Raw genomic sequence first — 17329 nt, 5'->3', positions numbered from 1 at the left:
CCTCCCAAGTGTTTTATCTATTTTAAAATCGCTTCTCTTATACTGTCTCTCATTGAAATGGCTTCTTTTCTAGCGCATTCTGCAAAGTTTTTACTATCTTCCATAGCTTTATAGGCTAATAGTATCTTTCTTGAAGAGTTTACAATTCCACCATTTCCATTTTTAAGATAAGCTGCTACATCTTTAGCAGTTCCTCCCTGTGCACCATATCCAGGTATTAAAAATGGCATTGTATCTAATTTATCTCTCATTTCTTTTGCTTCTTCTTGATGAGTACAACCTACAACTCCACCTATTGAACTATAACCATGTTTTCCTAAATAGTTTTTTCCTAGAGTATTTAACTTTTCTCCAACTACATCATAAACTTTCTTTCCATGTCCAGCCTCTAGATACTCTATATCTTCAGCTCCTTTATTTGAAGTTCTTACTAGTACAAATACTCCTTTTTCATTTTTTTCTATATAAGGTAAGTAAGGATCTATGCTATCCATTCCCATATATGGATTTAGAGTTATAAAATCACTTTCAAAATCCCCTTCAAAGTGAGCCTTTGCGTACATTTTAGCCGTTGCAGCTATATCACCTCTTTTTATATCAGCTATGATTAAAGCATTCTTTTCTCTTAAATAACTTAAAGTATTTTTGTAAGACTCTAATCCCTTAAGACCTAGGGCTTCATAATAAGCTATTTGAACTTTAAAACATGCAGATACATCTAGTGTTGCATCTATTATTTCTTTATTGAAGGCAAATAACATATCGCTTTCATTTGAAAACTTACTTTTAAATTCCTCTGGTATATAATCTAAGCTTGTATCTAGTCCAACACAAACTACTCCGTTTTTTTCTACTTTTTCAAATAATTTATCAGCTATCATATATACCTCCTAAAATTCACCCTTATAAACTATTTTTCCATTCTTTATTGTTACTACTACATCTCCATAAAACTCCATTCCATTAAATGGTGTGTTTTTACTTCTAGATACTATATCTTCTTCTTTGAATATTCTTTTCTTGTTTAAATCTATAAGAACTAAATCACCAAGAAAACCTGGTTGAAGTTTTCCTTTATTTATGTTTAATAACTTAGCAGCATTTCCACTCATTAATTGGCTTAGCTTATTTAAGCTTATGTGATTTTCTTTAACTAGCTTCGTATAACATATTGAGAAAGCTTGTTCAATTCCAATCATGCCAGGTGCTCCTTTTTCCTTATCTTCCTTTGAATGAGGAGCATGATCTGTTCCTATACAATAAACATAGTTCATTTTTATTGCCTTTATTAAGAAATTTACATCTTCTTCTTCTCTTATAGGAGGATTAACTCTATAATTACTAATCTTATTATTTAAAGCTAAGTGGTGTGGAGTTATTTCGCAAGTTACTTTAACTCCATCATTTTTTCCTTCTATTATATATTTCATAGCTTCCTTAGTACTTACATGAGACATGTGAAGTCTACAATCTACAAACTTTGCTAGTGTAATATCTCTCCATGTCATCATATTTTCAGCTAATCTCATATCAACCTTTGAAAACTCTGGGCTTTCAGCATGAGACATTACTATCCAGTTATTTTCCTTAGCTATTTTCATAGCCTCCATCATAATCTTAGAATCTGACACCCCTTTACCGTCATCTGTTATTGCCTTAACATTAGGATTGCCCTCAAATTCTCTAAGATGATTTATTTCTTCACCTGATAAATTCTTTGTTATAGAAACTGTTTGATATAAATCTACTAAGCCTACCTCTTTACCCTTATTAACCACGTAATCTAAAATTTCTTTTGAACTACAAACTGGTTTTGTGTTTGGCATTAAGGTTACTGTTGTGTATCCACCTCTCACTGCAGCCTTAGATCCACTTTCAATATCTTCTTTATATTCAAAACCTGGATCTCTAAAGTGTGCATGAGTATCTATAAATGCAGGCATAAGTACTAAGCCTTTTCCATCTAGGGTTTCACATTCTTTATTTAGTTCAGTTCCAAGTTCTTTTATTACCCCTTTTTCTATATATATATCACCAAAAAAGTTGTTGCTTTCATCTATTAAATTTACATTTTTAATTAGCAAATTCATCTTAATTATGTCCTCCTAAATTTAATGCTTTTGAAAAGTGTTTTCTGCGTTACAATAATCACAATTGTATGTATTATTCTTTTTGTCTATTAAAGTAAAGCTTTGAGGAACATATTTTTCCACTTGAGTTATACATTTTGTGTTTTTACATTTATGATTTTGTAATTCTCTATTTTTCATCCTATTACGCCTCCCCTAAAAGTTTTGCCATTAAGGCCATTCTTACATACATTCCGCATTTGGCTTGCTTAAAGTAAAATGCTCTTGAATCTTCATCTACTTCATAGGCTATTTCATTTACTCTTGGAAGAGGATGAAGAACCATCATATCTTCTTTGGCACCCTTCATTTTTGCTTCATCTAATACATATACATCTTTTAATCTTTCATACTCACTTTGATCTACAAATCTTTCTCTTTGTATTCTTGTCATGTATAAAATATCAGCTTCCTTAATTCCTTCTTCTAAACTAGTAATTTCTTTGTATTCTATATTATTTTTTTCTAAAATTTGCTCTCTAATATAATTGGGAATTCTTAGTTCTATTGGAGATATTAAGATGAATTTATTATTTTTATATCTTGAAAGTGCTTTTATAAGAGAATGCACTGTTCTACCGAATTTTAAGTCTCCACATAATGCAATTGTATTTCCTTCTAGGTTTCCTTTATATTCTTTTATTGTAAGAAGATCTGTTAATGTTTGAGTTGGATGTTGATGACCTCCATCTCCTGCATTTATAACTGGGATATCTGAATACATTGAAGCAACTTTTGCTGCTCCTTCTAAAGGATGTCTCATTGCTATAAGATCTGCATAGCAGTTTACTGTTTTAATAGTATCTCTTAAAGATTCTCCTTTAGAAACTGATGAAGAATTTGGTTCTGAGAAACCTATAACTTGTCCACCTAGTCTAAGCATTGCTGATTCAAAAGACAATCTTGTTCTAGTGCTTGGCTCATAGAAAAGTGTTGCTAGAATTTTACCATTGCATATGTTTTGATATTCTTTTGGATTTGCCATAATTTGATGTGCTAATTTGAAAATTTCATCAAATTCCTCTATTGTGAAATCTGATGGATCTAATAAGTGTTTGTTTTTTAACATAAAATTTCACTCCTTTTTAACCTCTCTGTGTTAATTTAAAGAAGAAAAGCTATATAATTTTATTAAAAAAAGTCTTCCTAAGATAAGGAAGACTTTTCACGTATAAATAAATCTTTTACGATTATAATTCAACTATATAACTTCCTTATTGACCTCTCTGGATCAAATTTAAAGGTTATTTTATTCAGCCTCTCTGGACTGCTTTTATTGTGCTTATAATACCATATTAGAAATTTTATGTCAATAATGTTTTTAATAATTATTTTATATTTTAAGTTAAAAATAAAACTTACAAACACATTTTGAGAATTTAAATCTTAGAATAATTATATATTCTCTCCACATTATTTGTAAGTTTTATTATTAAAGTTTTATAAAATACATTAAATATTAGTGCCAATTGTTCATGATGGCGTCCCAGGTCATTTTACCAGATTTTGCCAAGGTCACAGTCCCGTAGACTGAGTTAGGAATTCCACTAGACATTACTGTACAAGCAAAGTTCCCTTTTTGAGTATGAATTAAGGCCGTATCATTCTCAACTCCCTTTTTGTCTCCTGTTTTGCTTGATATATCAAACTTAAGGTTGTCTGGTATATATAAAGCTAGTTTGTTTTTAATCTGTTGTCTTGTAAGTATATCTATAAGCATTTGGGAGTTTTCTTTACTTAAGAAAGAACCCTCACTAAGTTTTTTCCAGGCTAAAGTTAAATCATAAGCTGTTGTATAATTTTCTACATCTGATTTGAAATTTCTTTCATCGGCAGTTTTTCTATTAAGCTCAGTATTTTTCATACCAAATTCCTTAATAGTTTCATTTATTTTATCCATACCGACTAAATCAATTATTTTATTTGCTGCTGTATTATCACTTTGAATTAGCATTGCTACCATAAGTTCAAATACAGTATAATCCCTCTCTCCAAACTCATGTATTATACCAGTTCCATAGACCTTATCTGAACTTTCTATTTTAACTTTATCCAAAAAGTCTATTTTGCCTTCCTCTACTTCTTTTATAAGAGCTATAGCTATAGGTAATTTCATACAACCTGCTGAAATCATTTTAACGTTTTCATTATAACCATAAGTATAACCACTCTTTAAATCCTCAAAGAAAAAGCTATACGAACCAATTCTGCTCTCTAAATATTTTTGAACTTCTTTCATAAATACCCACCAGCTTTCTTTTAATGTTGCTTTTATTGTTGCCTTGTTTAAAGTGTACCATATTTTCAGAAAATTTTGAAGTATTAATTGTAAATTTTTTCTTGTTAACGTTTAATTTTTCGCTTTAAGATACATCTTTATCCTTATGATTTACTAAGTAATAAGTGAAATTTTACTAAACAGAAAAGAAAACACTCATCAAATTAAGTATGATGAGTGTTTTTATATTATTAATCAGCGAAACTAATTCCTATACTTTTAGCAGTGTTTACTAATTCACCTTCTGGATCTACATTTTTAGTATGTCCAATTACATTTTCTAAGCTTTCATAGGATACTTTATTTCCTTTTAATGCAACCATGTTTCCAAATAAATTACTATTTATAAGTTCAACAGCTTTAACTCCATATTTAGTGGAAAGTATTCTATCATAAGTAGAGGTATTTCCCCCTCTTTGTATATGTCCAAGAACAGTGCTTCTTATTTCATGATTTTTTATTAATCCTTCTAAGTCAATAGCTAATTTGTTAGCTATTCCCCCTAATCTTATTGGGTCTGGACTATCATCAACTATTTTAGAAACAACTACTTCTCCATCTTTAGGTTTTGCTCCTTCTGCAACTACAATAATTGTAAACTGTTTTCCGGCTTCTTCTCTTTCTTTTACTTTTTCAACTATCTTGTTTATATCGTAAGGTATTTCAGGTAATAATATTACATCAGCAGAACCAGCTATTCCTGATTCTAAAGCAATCCAACCAGCGTTTCTTCCCATAACTTCTAAAAGCATTATTCTATGATGTGACTCAGCTGTAGTATGAAGTCTATCTAAAGCTTCTGTAGCTATTTCTGTGGCAGTATTAAATCCAAAGGTTACATCTGTGGCTAATAAATCGTTATCTATTGTTTTAGGAACACCTATTACATTAACACCTTTTCTTGCGAAATCTCTTGCAGAGGTTAAGGTTCCATCTCCTCCAATAACAACTAGAGCATCTACCTCTTCTTTCTTTAAGTTTTCAACACCAACATCAGAAACATCTTTTTTAACTATTTTACCATTCTCATCTTCAACTTGATAATCAAATAGGTTGTCCTTATTTGAACTATGAAGTATTGTTCCTCCTCTATGAAGTATTCCAGAAACAGAATCAAGATCCAATTTTACAAAGTCATTATTATATAGACCTCTATATCCAAATTTATAACCTATAACTTCATATCCATATTTTAAGATTGCAGTTCTAGTTACAGCTCTTATTACTGCATTTAATCCAGGACAATCTCCTCCTCCTGTTAGTATAGCTATTTTCTTAATTGGTTGCATCATATAAAATCCTCCTCCTAAACAATTTTAAACCATAGTCTGTAAGTTTTTTACAATTACCTTCTAAGTAAATGATATCATATAAAGCTTTTTTTTGAAAGTAAAATTATTTTAAAAATTTAGAAAATTATAATAATTTCAATGATATCTATGTAAAATTTGTTATTTCCTTCGATAAAAAAAGACAAGGAATTTTATCCTTGTCTTTTTTGTTAACTAATTACTTTAGTAAATATTAAAATAGCTAATACTATACCAGCAAATACTCTGTATATAGCAAAAACTCTCATAGGTTTTTTCTTTAAGTAATTTATAAACTTATCTATAACAACTAATGAAACTATAAATGCAACTATAAATCCTAAGATTAATGAGATCCAATTTGTTGCATTCATTTGAGAATAATCAAATTTAAATAGATCTAAGCCAGAAGCTCCAACCATAGCTGGTATTGCTAAGAAAAATGTAAATTCTGTAGCAACAGTTGTACTTAATCCAGAAATCCATCCTCCCATTATTGTTGATGCACTTCTTGACATTCCAGGCCATAAAGATAAACATTGGAAGCATCCAACTAGTAATGATTGTCCATATGTCATTTTATCAATATCTTTTACAATCTTACTTCTTTTAGCTCTTTTTCTAAAGTTATTTTCTATAACTATAAGTAATATACCACCTACTATAAATCCTATAGCTACAGTTTTTGTTGAAAATAAATATTCTTTTATTTCATCATGGAATAAAAGACCTAAAATAGCTGCTGGTATTGTTCCTATAATAACATTTATACCAAATCTAAAACCTGTTTCTGATTCTGCAAGTCTTTTTTCATATTTTCTTTTATCGCCTGATGTTTTTAATCCGATAAATGAAAATATGTAACATAAAAACTCAACTACTGAGCTACTTATCTTTCTCCAATATAATACTACAACTGCTAGTATGGCACCTAATTGAATAACAACTTCATACATTTCAGGAAATCCACCTGATTGCGTATTGAAGTGAATAAGGTCACCAACTAGAATCATGTGTCCTGTTGAGGAAACAGGAACAAACTCTGTAAGACCTTCAACAATTGCGATTATTAAGGCCTTAAGTATGAATAAAAAATCAATTCCCATAACTACACTCGCTTTCTAATAATTAAGTTTTACTTTTTTATTATAATTTCATTAGTTAAATTTGTCCACTTTTACATAAATATAAATAAAAGAGTATATCTAAAACTAATTTTATTAATAATTATTATAAATTATTATTACTTTATGCTTTTTATTCTAAAAGTAATTCATAATCATTTATTATTTTAAATTAGTTTTCATATACTCTTTCTTTAAATTATACAATTAAATATATTATTGATTTTCTTAATAAATCTTATTAAGCTTTTACTACTGAAAGTATTTCCTCTTCAACAGCACCTTCTTTTGGAACATAACTCTTTAATAATGTCATGTTTCCTTTTAAAGAGTATTTTCCTAAGGATGCAGGTATGAATATACTATCTCCTTTTTTAATTGCTAATTCGCCTTCTTCTGAAGTTATGATTCCTTCTCCTTCAACACATGTAAATATGAAGAATCTTTCTTTATCACTCTCTTCTTCACATACTCCATGTATATCATATTTTTCTAATGAGAAATATTCACATAGTGAAAGATAAGTTTTATCATATTGATCATATGAAACTTTTAATCCCTTAGCTTTTTCTCCTTTTAATGAGAAATCGATACAATCTAAAGCTTTTTCAACATGGATTTCTCTTCCTCTGTTATAGTCATATACTCTATAAGTTGTATCACTATTTTGTTGGATTTCAGCTATTATAACACCTTCGCATATAGCATGAACTAGTCCACTTCTTACAAAGAAAGTATCCCCTTTTTTAACTTCTACTCTATTTAAATACTGATCAAATTCACCAGTTTCTATAGCTTTAACAAATTGTTCTTTAGTACAATCCTTTGTTCCTACTATTAAATTAGCTCCTTCAAAAGCTTCAACAACATACCAAATTTCAGTTTTTCCAAGCTCTCCTTCAACTCTCATACCATATTCATCATTTGGATGAACTTGAACTGATAATTTATCCTTAGCGTTTATTAATTTTATAAGTAGAGGAAATTTCTCTTTTGATATTTCAGTACCTACTAAGTCACTTCCTAATTTATCTATTAACTCATCGAATCTTAACCCTTTATATTCACCATTTTCAACTATACTCATTCCATTTTGATGACAAGCAACATCCCAAGTTTCTCCTATCATTCCCTCTGGCATATTGTCTCTGAAAAGTTCGAAATCTCTTCCACCCCAAACTTTATCATAGTATAAGTTTTCAAATCTTATTGGATACATTTAGTATTCCCCCTAGTCTAGTTTATTTGTATAATTAATGCTACTTAATTATATCCTTCCTATATATAATACAATATTTCTACATATATTGCATTGTAAAATTTCTAGTAAGTATAGAATAAATACATTTAATTTACTAATAATAAAAAATCCCTACTTATTATTAATAAATTACTATATTGGTAAATTAAATACTTTGTGCTATACTATAATAGTTTAAGAAGATTGACTAAAAAGTAATTGTAAGGTGGTGTTTAAAATAGCTATTAAATCTTATCTAAGCATAATCTTATCTAAAATGACACAATTTATTTCAAAGAAAGTTTTTAAAGGTGGAACTAACTTTCCAGGTAAAGTAGCTTTAAAAATCGATAGAAACATTTTAAAAGTAGTTTCTAAAGATTATAAAGTTATTTTAGTTACTGGAACTAATGGAAAGACTACTACTACTTCAATGATATATAATGTCCTTAAAGGTAATGGATTAGATGTTATAACTAATGCTACTGGAGCAAATCTTTATCCAGGAATAGTTAGTACCTTCGTAGCTAATTACAAATTTTCTTCAAATAAAGAAAGATATGCAGTAATTGAAGTTGATGAAGCTAACTTAAAATTTATAACAGAGTATATAACTCCAGAAATAATAACTGTAACTAATCTCTTTAGAGATCAGTTAGATAGATATGGAGAGGTTTATACTACTCTAAATAAAATATTAGAAGGAGTTGTTAAAGTACCAAGTACTACTCTTCTTTTAAATGGAGATGAATCTTTATTAGGAAGACTTGATGTTAAAAACCCTAAAGTTTATTATGGATTCGAAGTTTCTCTAAATAAAAACAAGAATATAGAAATTAATGCTGATGCTAAGTTCTGTAAGTTCTGTAAAGAGCCTTATTCTTATAACTTTATAACATACAATCATCTTGGAAGTTTCTACTGTCCTAACTGTGGATTCAAAAGAGAAGATTTAAAATATAAAGTAGAGGAAATAGTAGAACTTACCCCTGAAAGTTCTAAGGTTGTTATAAATGGTGGTTTATTTACAATAACTCAACCTGGTACTTATAATATATACAACGGATTATGTGCTTATTCTGTTGCAAAAGAATTACATATTAATGATGAAGTTATTCAAAAATCATTTTCTAATCAAAGTTCATCCTTTGGAAGACAGGAAACAATAAAAATTGGAGATAAGGAAGCTAGAATTATCTTGGTTAAAAATCCAGCTGGATATAATCAAGCCTTAGATACTCTTCTTCTAAATTCAGAAAGCTTTGCTGCAGCATTCTTATTAAATGATAATTATGCAGATGGTAAGGATGTTTCTTGGATCTGGGATGTTGATTTTGAAAAATTAAATTCAATGGACTTAAATGAAATATTTATCTCTGGAATGAGAGCTTATGATATGGCTGTAAGATTGAAAATTGCTAATCTACCAGTTGAAAAGTTTTTAATAAAGGAAGATTTTGAAGGCTTAACAGAGGCAATCAAAAATTCTAAGGAAAACAAGGTTTATATCCTTGCAACTTATACTGCTATGATTAACTATAGAAAATACTTACATTCCAAAGGTTATATTGATAAGCTTTGGTAGTTAAAGGAGAGATTCATATGGAATTAAATATATGTCACTTATATCCTGATCTACTTAATGTTTATGGAGATGTAGGAAATATTTTAATATTAAAGCATAGAGCAAAATTGCGTGGAATCAAAGTAAATGTAATAAATGTTTCTATGGGTGATAAATTTGATAAAGATAATTACGATATAGTATTCTTTGGTGGCGGTCAAGACTTTGAGCAATCAATAGTATCTGATGACTTAATAAACCTAAAAAAAGATGTTTTAAAAGAATATGTTGAAGAAGGAAAAGTTCTTTTAGCTATCTGTGGTGGATATCAACTTTTAGGTAATTATTACACTGCCCCTACAGGAGAAAAAATAGATGGCTTAGGAATTTTAGATATATATACTGAAGGTGGAGACACTAGATTCATAGGTAACACAGTAATTCATAACGAAGAATTTGATGAAACTTATGTTGGCTTTGAGAATCACTCTGGTAGAACATTTATTGGAGATTTAAAACCTCTTGGAAAATGCATTCATGGTTATGGAAATAATGGGGAAAGTGGTTATGAGGGATGTATTTATAAAAATACTTTCTGTACATACTTCCACGGATCACTTTTATCTAAGAATCCAGAGCTTGCAGATAGAATTTTAACATTAGCTCTTAGTAATAAATATGATGATATTTCATTATCACCTTTAGATGATACCTTTGAAATTAAAGCTAAGAATGTTATGATAGATAGATTAAATAATGAAAATAAGTAATTTTTTAAAAACAGAGATTTTTCTCTGTTTTTTCTATTTTTTATTTTTATTTTTTTGTTTTTTTTATTTTAATAATCATTTACGAGTATATCATTTAAGATAATACTTTATATGTAAAAAATATATATACTATTTAATTTGTAAAAGGAATTGTAAGGAACTAATTAATCTTATTTCCACTTATTATTTTACTAAATATACACAAGCTATAATTGAAAAAATTTTAAAGGTGGTGTTATTTATGAAACATAATGCAAAGGATAATTTTAGACTTGCTATTGATGAACTTTGTTCTTGCCAAAATCACTTAAATAATGCATATATGAACTTAAAGGAAGAAGAAAATAAAACAGAAGTACATGCAGCCTTAAAAACAGTTGCTAGTGCTATAGAACATGCTCAAAATAATTATAATAATTATGAAGATTAATATTAAGGAGTGTTAGTTATGGGAGACTCAAATAAAAATATAAAAAGAGAACTTAATTTGGCAGTTAAAAATGCTCTTCATGCTCAAGAATATATAAATTTAGCTTTAAATACAGTTGAAAAGAATGAAAACAAACAACTTATTCAAAATACATTAAATAATATAAATAAATCTGTAGATATGACAAAAACTTCATTCTATGGATTTAAAGAATAAAATAAATTTTAACTATATAACTAAACATAAAATATAAATAAAGTGAGGTAAAACTGCCTCACTTTATTTTAACTAAATATTTTCTTTCAAAAAACTTTGGATTATAAGACATTTTTGATTTTTTTAATCCTAATATCCCTAAATCCTCTTCTCTATTAACATATTTTAAATCTAAAAAATAATTTTTTAATAGTTCATTATTTATAAAAGCATAGGCTCCTTTGAATTCTTTTAAACACTTCTCCACATGAACTATATATGTGCTATCATTAAATCTCTCCCCTATAGAAATTCCTATTAATTTATTGTCCACATAAAGTTTTATTAAATCTAAGTCTAATTGGCCTAAATAATTTATTAAATTTCTTGTTCCATCTATTTCAGCTAAAAACTCCTCATCCATTTCTTTATTTTCTAAATACCATTTATCTAAAAATTCTAAGCATTCTTCCCTTTCTTTATTATCTAAAAAACTTTTAAAAAATGCTGTTTTATAATTATAGTTTTTAATAAACTGATTATATTTATTTCTTTTCTTTCTAAATTTTCTTCCTGATAAATTTCTTAAATCATCAAAGTTATATACATAATCAAAGTTATTTATTTCTTCCTCAAAAATTAAATTTTCTTTATATATATCTTCTAACCTATTAAGAAAATTTATGCTTACATCTCCAAATAACCATTTACTCTTTTCTTTTTTTCTTATGGATTCTAAATAGTCAATAATATTTATTAAAGAATTATCATCTATATCCCCTAAAGGCTCCATAAAAAATTTACCATTATTTTTATCATATTTTTTAATAATAAAAATATTATTTACTATATCATATTCTATATCATTAAAGTCTTTCCACATAAAAAGTGTAGCAAAAGAATATTCACAGCTTAGGAATTTGTTTTTATCTATATATTGGTAGTAAAGAGATTTATCTTTTAAAGTAATTTTTTTAAACATAACTCCTCTTTAAATTTATAGCTTATTAAATATAATATGAAAAATCCCTCAGAGTTGTATATTTTTTCAATATTTTATATTATAATTAAAGAAGGTTAATATAAAATCTACTAAACATAAAATTTTTTTACTACATAATTAAAACTATTTGAATAAAGCAAATTATGTAAAATCTACACATTTTATTTATATTTATTTGTTAAGTTATACTCGTATAGTTTTATAATATTAATTAATAATAGTTGAGGTAATAAAGGTGAGAAGTAAGAGAATAAAAAAATTAAATTCAAAAAAGGTAGCACTACAAATTTCACTAGTACTTATAGCTTTATTCTTAATTTTAATTTCTGTAGTTTTATTTAAAACTTATTCTAGTAAAAATGTTACTTATTAAGGAATTTATGTTGAAAACATTAATGTGTCAAATTTAAATGAGAAAGATTTAAAGGAAAAATTAAATGAGCACTACTCTGATTTATTAAATAATTTTAAAATAACATTTAATTATAAAGACAATTTTAATGAAACTTTTTCAGCAAAAGATTTAGGATTTTTCTTTGATATTAATGATTTATCTAATCAGGTTTTTTCTTTCGGAAAAAATAGCAATATATTTTCTAATACAATAGAAAGATTAAAGTTAAAATCTAATCCTAAATATTTTCAGTTTAAACCTGAATCAAATTCAGAGGTTTTAAGTGAAAAACTTTCTGAAATAAGTAATAAAATCAATAAAGAAAAGGTTGAACCAACTATTTCTTTTTCAAATGATTCTATATCAGCAACTAAAGAACAAATTGGGTACAAGCTTGACTTAGAAAAGCTTACTTCTGAAATAGTTAATGATTTAAATAATAGTCATGATAGTCTAAATTGTACTATTAATATACCTGTGGAAGAAATAAAACCTAAATTAACTCAAGAAACTGTTAATAACATGGTTATTTTAGGCTCATATACTACTAAACTTCCTAGTTTAACAGGTGGACGTACTAAAAATATTAGCAATTATTTAAGTAAGCTTAATGGTACTATATTAATGCCAGGAGATATTTTTTCTGCTGATAAAGAAGGAGAAGATAGAACTGAAAGTAATGGTTATACTTATGCCCCTGGTTATATTGGAAACAAAGTAGTAGATATATTAGCCGGTGGAATATGTCAAGGAGTTACAACTCTTTATAACTCAGTATTATATGCTGACTTAAAAATAGTTGAGAGAGCTCCTCATAGCCTTCCAGTAACTTATGCTCCTATAGGTAGAGATGCTACTATGGCAAGTGGAGTTATTGACTTTAAGTTTCAAAATAATATGAATAATCCAGTTATTGTTCAAACTTATATAACTTCTTCTGGACAAGTTAAGTCTAACATTTGGGGTATAAAAGAAGACCCAGGAAAAGAAATAGTTATATCTGTAGATCAACATGGACCTAAATCATCAACAACTTATAAGGAAACTTATGAAAATGGAGTATTAGTAAAAAAAGAAGTGTTATCAAAGGACAAATACAATTAAAATAAAGGAAGCCAATTAATTGGCTTCCTTTATTTTAATTTATATTCTATTTAAGCTTATCTTCTTTTCTTAATTTTTGTAGTAATTCATTGTATCTCTTATGTTTCATATTAGGGAATGCTTTTAAAAGTCTTCTTTGAAGAATATTATTTCTTCTTAGAGATTTAGCTCTATTTAACATTTCTTCTTTTAAATTAGCCTCACGCTTAAATTTGTTCATAGTAAGTTCTAATTCTTTCTCGGTCTTATCTATAAAGGAAATTCCAAACTCCTCAAACTCCTTAGATAAATCTTGAAGATTGTGTAATTTTGAATTTAACTTAATCATAGCTTGTACTGTTACTACAAAATCAATAACAATTAGAGCTGCTAAAATTATTGTTACAATAAAAACTATCTTTTCTGGAAATTTACTAACAAAATCAACTATAATAGGATTTATAAACTCAACTAATATAACTGATAATATACCAAATAGTGTGGAATTAAGTAAGCACACTCTTCCATGAATATTAAACTTGTGTTTTGAATAATCCCACCACTTAGTATGGAATATTGCTTCTAATAAAAAAGAGGTAATATACTCTAAAACTGATGTAATTATTATTCCTAATATAAATACTAATATTATATTACTTTTATACATATCTAAAAATGTTAAAACAAAAAAAGCTCCAAATCCGTATACAGGGCATAATGGCCCATTTAAAAAGCCTCTATTTGTAAACTTGTGATCTATTATATAACAATATATAACTTCACAGCACCATCCTAAAAAGCTATATATTATTATATACAAAATATTATATATAATGTTTTCCATAACTATAAAAAGAGAATTCCTCTCTTTTTAACTCACTTCCTTTCATAGTTTACTGATTATTTAGTATATTCTCTGCTTCAGGAGAAGCTATTTCCATGCCATATATGCCTAAGTCATTTACTGCTGTAATATTTACTACTACTTTTCCCTCGGATCCTTTTTGAAAATAACCTGCTAATATTTCTTTATGAGAATCTCCTAAAATATCTGTATAATACATAACTAAAGAACCATTTCCCTCTGCTTTTACCTTTACTTCCTCTGAACCACCTGCTTTTATACTTGGTACACTAATATTTTTACTATTATTGCTATAACTTATTTGTAAACCACTTATTTCTTTATTAGTCTTATTATTAATAATGACTTTATATGTAGATTGGTTACTAAAAAAATAAAATCCTACTCCTATTAATACTATCAATATAACACCTAGAATAATTAATGTTTTTTTCTTCATATGCTACACTCTCCATTTTATTATTGTTAAAATAATTATACTACATAAATTCTATAAGAATCCATATTAAGAAAATATAAGAAAAACAACATCTTAAAAAGATGTTGTTTTAAATTATTTATTTTTCATTTTCTTTTCATAATTATGATAAAGTATAAAAGCAATTATAGAAAAAACTATTGGACCAGTTATTTGGAATGCCATAGCTGTATAATCTTTATCCTGAATAACAGGTTTTATTATTGTAAATAAATTTGCAAATCCAATTGTAAATGTTACTATTATTGACCAAATTAATGATAATTTATATGACTTATACATAACAAATGGTTTTTCTATATGTTTTTTCTTTTTAAATGCTGGGAAAGCTCCAGATAAGAACATATATGGTATTGTCATGGCCACATTACCCATTAATATTAAATAACTAAAGAATTTATTTGCAGATTCTCCACCAAAAGAAGCTACTAATATAAATATAACAACAACTATACATTGAACCCACATTGCATTAACTGGCATGTTATTTTCATTTAACACAGTCCATTTTTTTGGCCAGATTTCTTTAGGTGTTCCTTCTATTAATTGTTTAATAGGTGCATAACTTAATGTAAAGAAAGCTCCCATTAAGGCTAACATCATTGAAAGACCTATGTATCTTGCAAACCAAGCTCCTAATTGAAGTGAAGCATTAGTACTCATGCCAAAAGCTTGACCTAATTTTACACCTAAGTTTTGAATTACTATATATGCTACATTTGCTAAGTTAACATTATCCCCTGATAATACTTCTTGCCAATTTGTAAATAATCCAACACAAAGTATTCCAACAGCATATCCAACGGCTATTATTATAGATGCAATCATTAATCCCTTTGGAAAATTCTTTTTAGCATCCTTAGTTTCATCAACTAATCCACTTACAGCTTCTAGTCCACCATAAGCAAAAACTGCAAAAACTAAAAATCCTAATACACCTATTGGTGATTGGTAAGATGGATTTTGTGCATGAACAAAGGCAGACCCATTTATTACCTCAGCAGGTTTAAATCCATTGCTTACAAAAACAATAATTGCTCCTAAAATAAGTACTATGTTTGATAATGCAACAACAGTTCCTCCAATTGAAGTAACCTTTGTTATACTCTTTAATCCTTTAGATGATGCATAAGTTATAACTATTATAAGTATTGATCCTAATACAGCCATTGTCTGTGGAACACTTAATCCAAGTAAAGACCATGTTCCTGTAGTATCTTTTCCATATATAACATTTGAGAAAGGAATCCATATTGATGATGAGTTACTAACTAACCATATTAAATTTGATGAATACCACATGAATGTAACTATGAAGGCATATTTATTTCCTACAGATTTAGCCATCCATGAGTATATTCCTCCTCTTTCCTTTCTAAATGCTGCTCCATATTCTGCCATCATAAAAGCATATGGAATTGAGAAAGCTAATGCTGATATTATGTACCATGGAATAGCACTATATCCCATTAAATAAAAGGCCTTTGGCATGTTAGCAAAACCATATACTGATGTGAAAATCATTAATATAAGCGCTGTTAAAGACAATTTACTTTTATGTTCTGAGCTCATATTTTTCCTCCTTGGTTAAATTATTAAGTTATAAAATTTTTATACATATAATATACCATCTTATCATAAAATTTAAACATTTTAAATAATTTTTGAACTAAATAAAAATATTTTATTAATATTTAGTTAATAATTTATTATTATTATAATATTATCAGAAAATTAAAAGTTTTTTTATTAATTAAGTTATTATATAAATTATGATAAAATAATTCAAAATAAAAGTTTTAATTTGTTAATGTAATAAATTATGTGATATTAGTACAAAATATGTTATATTATTATTATAAATATTTTTTTGTGGGGTGATATTTTGGCAGCAGGAAAAACACATGACAAAATTACGGTTATTATGACCCCTTTTATAGCTTCTTTCTTTTTATTTATAAATATGATCTTCTTAGAAGACTTAGGAAGTAGCCTTGCCTTTACAATATTAGGCGTATCTGTATATATGTTTGGTGGGTATATGTTTTCTGGAGATTTAGATATTAAAAGTAGAGAATTTAGAAGATGGGGGTATTTAAAGTTTATTTGGATTCCATACCAAAAACTATTTGAACATAGAAGTGTTTTTACACACGGATTTATATTAGGACCTATAATAAGAATACTTTATGTATCTATTATCCCTATAACAATTTCTTCATTGTTATATTCTTTTTCCATAATTAATATATCTACACCAGAAATGTTAAAGTTAGTTTTTAATTTTATGTCAAAGAATAAAGTTTTATTTGGTAATATGGCTTTAGCCTTATTTTTAGGTTCTGGTCTTCATACCATAACTGATATGATATATAGTTATTTTAAAAGAAAATTCTCATATAAAAAGAGAAAATCAAGTAAGAAATATAGTAGAAGTAAAAGACCTTCAAGAAGGGCTGCATAATA

The 17329-nt window shown here is 27.4% G+C and carries 19 protein-coding genes; 7 read left to right on the top strand and 12 right to left on the bottom strand.

Features of this window, described 5'->3' with window-relative positions; genetic code table 11:
• Positions 1-17 precede the first annotated feature (17 nt).
• The 8 genes from pyrF to manA form a co-directional block, all read right to left on the bottom strand.
• Positions 18-881 carry an orotidine-5'-phosphate decarboxylase gene (gene pyrF, locus I6G60_RS09545; protein WP_011590687.1) on the bottom strand — a complete coding sequence of 288 codons (864 nt, stop codon included), beginning with the start codon at positions 879-881 and terminating at the stop codon, positions 18-20.
• 9 nt (positions 882-890) lie between these two features.
• The gene (locus I6G60_RS09540) at positions 891-2090 is read right to left on the bottom strand and encodes a dihydroorotase (RefSeq protein ID WP_011590688.1); all 1200 of its coding nucleotides are present in this window, start codon (positions 2088-2090) and stop codon (positions 891-893) included.
• Positions 2091-2111: 21 nt separating this feature from the next.
• Positions 2112-2270, bottom strand: a complete 159-nt coding sequence (locus tag I6G60_RS09535; RefSeq protein ID WP_041702664.1) for an aspartate carbamoyltransferase — start codon at positions 2268-2270, stop codon at positions 2112-2114.
• A gap of 4 nt (positions 2271-2274) precedes the next feature.
• Positions 2275-3198 carry an aspartate carbamoyltransferase gene (gene pyrB / locus I6G60_RS09530; protein WP_003453538.1) on the bottom strand — a complete coding sequence of 308 codons (924 nt, stop codon included), beginning with the start codon at positions 3196-3198 and terminating at the stop codon, positions 2275-2277.
• A 390-nt stretch (positions 3199-3588) separates the two neighbouring features.
• Complete coding sequence (locus tag I6G60_RS09525) at positions 3589-4368, bottom strand: serine hydrolase (RefSeq protein WP_003456515.1); 780 nt, start codon at positions 4366-4368, stop codon at positions 3589-3591.
• A 230-nt stretch (positions 4369-4598) separates the two neighbouring features.
• Positions 4599-5699, bottom strand: a complete 1101-nt coding sequence (locus I6G60_RS09520; RefSeq protein WP_025647569.1) for a 6-phosphofructokinase — start codon at positions 5697-5699, stop codon at positions 4599-4601.
• A gap of 209 nt (positions 5700-5908) precedes the next feature.
• Positions 5909-6823 carry an undecaprenyl-diphosphate phosphatase gene (locus I6G60_RS09515; protein ID WP_011590690.1) on the bottom strand — a complete coding sequence of 305 codons (915 nt, stop codon included), beginning with the start codon at positions 6821-6823 and terminating at the stop codon, positions 5909-5911.
• A 259-nt stretch (positions 6824-7082) separates the two neighbouring features.
• The gene (gene manA / locus I6G60_RS09510) at positions 7083-8060 is read right to left on the bottom strand and encodes a mannose-6-phosphate isomerase, class I (RefSeq protein ID WP_003462511.1); all 978 of its coding nucleotides are present in this window, start codon (positions 8058-8060) and stop codon (positions 7083-7085) included.
• Between the two features lie 250 nt (positions 8061-8310).
• Here manA and I6G60_RS09505 point away from each other — a divergent pair, with 250 nt between their 5' ends.
• From I6G60_RS09505 to I6G60_RS09490, 4 genes are all read left to right on the top strand, one after another.
• Positions 8311-9666, top strand: coding sequence for a Mur ligase family protein (locus I6G60_RS09505; RefSeq protein ID WP_163235985.1), 1356 nt, complete (start codon positions 8311-8313; stop codon positions 9664-9666).
• A 17-nt stretch (positions 9667-9683) separates the two neighbouring features.
• Complete coding sequence (locus I6G60_RS09500; RefSeq protein ID WP_003453555.1) at positions 9684-10415, top strand: type 1 glutamine amidotransferase; 732 nt, start codon at positions 9684-9686, stop codon at positions 10413-10415.
• Positions 10416-10656: 241 nt separating this feature from the next.
• Positions 10657-10845: a VWA domain-containing protein gene (locus I6G60_RS09495; protein ID WP_003481264.1), complete on the top strand. Its 189-nt coding sequence runs from the start codon at positions 10657-10659 to the stop codon at positions 10843-10845.
• A gap of 18 nt (positions 10846-10863) precedes the next feature.
• Positions 10864-11061 (top strand): hypothetical protein, encoded by a 198-nt coding sequence (locus tag I6G60_RS09490; RefSeq protein ID WP_003456426.1) that lies wholly within the window; start codon positions 10864-10866, stop codon positions 11059-11061.
• A 58-nt stretch (positions 11062-11119) separates the two neighbouring features.
• Here I6G60_RS09490 and I6G60_RS09485 read toward each other — a convergent pair whose 3' ends face one another.
• A complete protein-coding gene (locus I6G60_RS09485) occupies positions 11120-12022 on the bottom strand; it encodes a DUF2156 domain-containing protein (protein ID WP_011590692.1) in 903 nt (300 codons plus the stop codon).
• A 256-nt stretch (positions 12023-12278) separates the two neighbouring features.
• Here I6G60_RS09485 and I6G60_RS15280 point away from each other — a divergent pair, with 256 nt between their 5' ends.
• Both I6G60_RS15280 and I6G60_RS09480 read left to right on the top strand, forming a co-directional pair.
• Entirely contained in the window at positions 12279-12416 is a 138-nt protein-coding gene (locus I6G60_RS15280; protein ID WP_223932448.1) for a hypothetical protein, read from the top strand.
• A 24-nt stretch (positions 12417-12440) separates the two neighbouring features.
• Complete coding sequence (locus tag I6G60_RS09480) at positions 12441-13541, top strand: VanW family protein (RefSeq protein ID WP_223932449.1); 1101 nt, start codon at positions 12441-12443, stop codon at positions 13539-13541.
• Positions 13542-13587: 46 nt separating this feature from the next.
• On the opposite strand, the gene I6G60_RS09475 is transcribed toward I6G60_RS09480, so the two are convergent.
• The 3 genes from I6G60_RS09475 to yjeM form a co-directional block, all read right to left on the bottom strand.
• Positions 13588-14364 (bottom strand): putative ABC transporter permease, encoded by a 777-nt coding sequence (locus I6G60_RS09475; protein WP_011590693.1) that lies wholly within the window; start codon positions 14362-14364, stop codon positions 13588-13590.
• Between the two features lie 49 nt (positions 14365-14413).
• Positions 14414-14824: a hypothetical protein gene (locus I6G60_RS09470; RefSeq protein WP_003453591.1), complete on the bottom strand. Its 411-nt coding sequence runs from the start codon at positions 14822-14824 to the stop codon at positions 14414-14416.
• A 114-nt stretch (positions 14825-14938) separates the two neighbouring features.
• Positions 14939-16435, bottom strand: a complete 1497-nt coding sequence (yjeM, locus tag I6G60_RS09465; protein ID WP_061415564.1) for a glutamate/gamma-aminobutyrate family transporter YjeM — start codon at positions 16433-16435, stop codon at positions 14939-14941.
• Positions 16436-16748: 313 nt separating this feature from the next.
• Here yjeM and I6G60_RS09460 point away from each other — a divergent pair, with 313 nt between their 5' ends.
• Positions 16749-17327 (top strand): metal-binding protein, encoded by a 579-nt coding sequence (locus I6G60_RS09460; protein ID WP_049039432.1) that lies wholly within the window; start codon positions 16749-16751, stop codon positions 17325-17327.
• Positions 17328-17329 lie beyond the last annotated feature (2 nt).

The sequence above is a fragment of the Clostridium perfringens genome, assembly GCF_016027375.1.
GTDB lineage: Bacteria > Bacillota > Clostridia > Clostridiales > Clostridiaceae > Sarcina > Sarcina perfringens.
This window is presented reverse-complemented; position numbering and strand designations above follow the sequence as displayed.

Coding starts and splice junctions, on each gene's coding strand:
- I6G60_RS09470 (WP_003453591.1), bottom strand. CDS start 14,824: ATGAAGAAAAAAACATTAATTATTCTAGGTGTTATATTGATAGTATTA.
- I6G60_RS09485 (WP_011590692.1), bottom strand. CDS start 12,022: ATGTTTAAAAAAATTACTTTAAAAGATAAATCTCTTTACTACCAATAT.
- manA (WP_003462511.1), bottom strand. CDS start 8,060: ATGTATCCAATAAGATTTGAAAACTTATACTATGATAAAGTTTGGGGT.
- I6G60_RS09515 (WP_011590690.1), bottom strand. CDS start 6,823: ATGGGAATTGATTTTTTATTCATACTTAAGGCCTTAATAATCGCAATT.
- pyrB (WP_003453538.1), bottom strand. CDS start 3,198: ATGTTAAAAAACAAACACTTATTAGATCCATCAGATTTCACAATAGAG.
- I6G60_RS09500 (WP_003453555.1), top strand. CDS start 9,684: ATGGAATTAAATATATGTCACTTATATCCTGATCTACTTAATGTTTAT.
- pyrF (WP_011590687.1), bottom strand. CDS start 881: ATGATAGCTGATAAATTATTTGAAAAAGTAGAAAAAAACGGAGTAGTT.
- I6G60_RS09475 (WP_011590693.1), bottom strand. CDS start 14,364: ATGGAAAACATTATATATAATATTTTGTATATAATAATATATAGCTTT.
- I6G60_RS09525 (WP_003456515.1), bottom strand. CDS start 4,368: ATGAAAGAAGTTCAAAAATATTTAGAGAGCAGAATTGGTTCGTATAGC.
- I6G60_RS09535 (WP_041702664.1), bottom strand. CDS start 2,270: ATGAAAAATAGAGAATTACAAAATCATAAATGTAAAAACACAAAATGT.
- I6G60_RS09490 (WP_003456426.1), top strand. CDS start 10,864: ATGGGAGACTCAAATAAAAATATAAAAAGAGAACTTAATTTGGCAGTT.
- I6G60_RS09495 (WP_003481264.1), top strand. CDS start 10,657: ATGAAACATAATGCAAAGGATAATTTTAGACTTGCTATTGATGAACTT.
- I6G60_RS09520 (WP_025647569.1), bottom strand. CDS start 5,699: ATGATGCAACCAATTAAGAAAATAGCTATACTAACAGGAGGAGGAGAT.
- I6G60_RS09540 (WP_011590688.1), bottom strand. CDS start 2,090: ATGAATTTGCTAATTAAAAATGTAAATTTAATAGATGAAAGCAACAAC.
- yjeM (WP_061415564.1), bottom strand. CDS start 16,435: ATGAGCTCAGAACATAAAAGTAAATTGTCTTTAACAGCGCTTATATTA.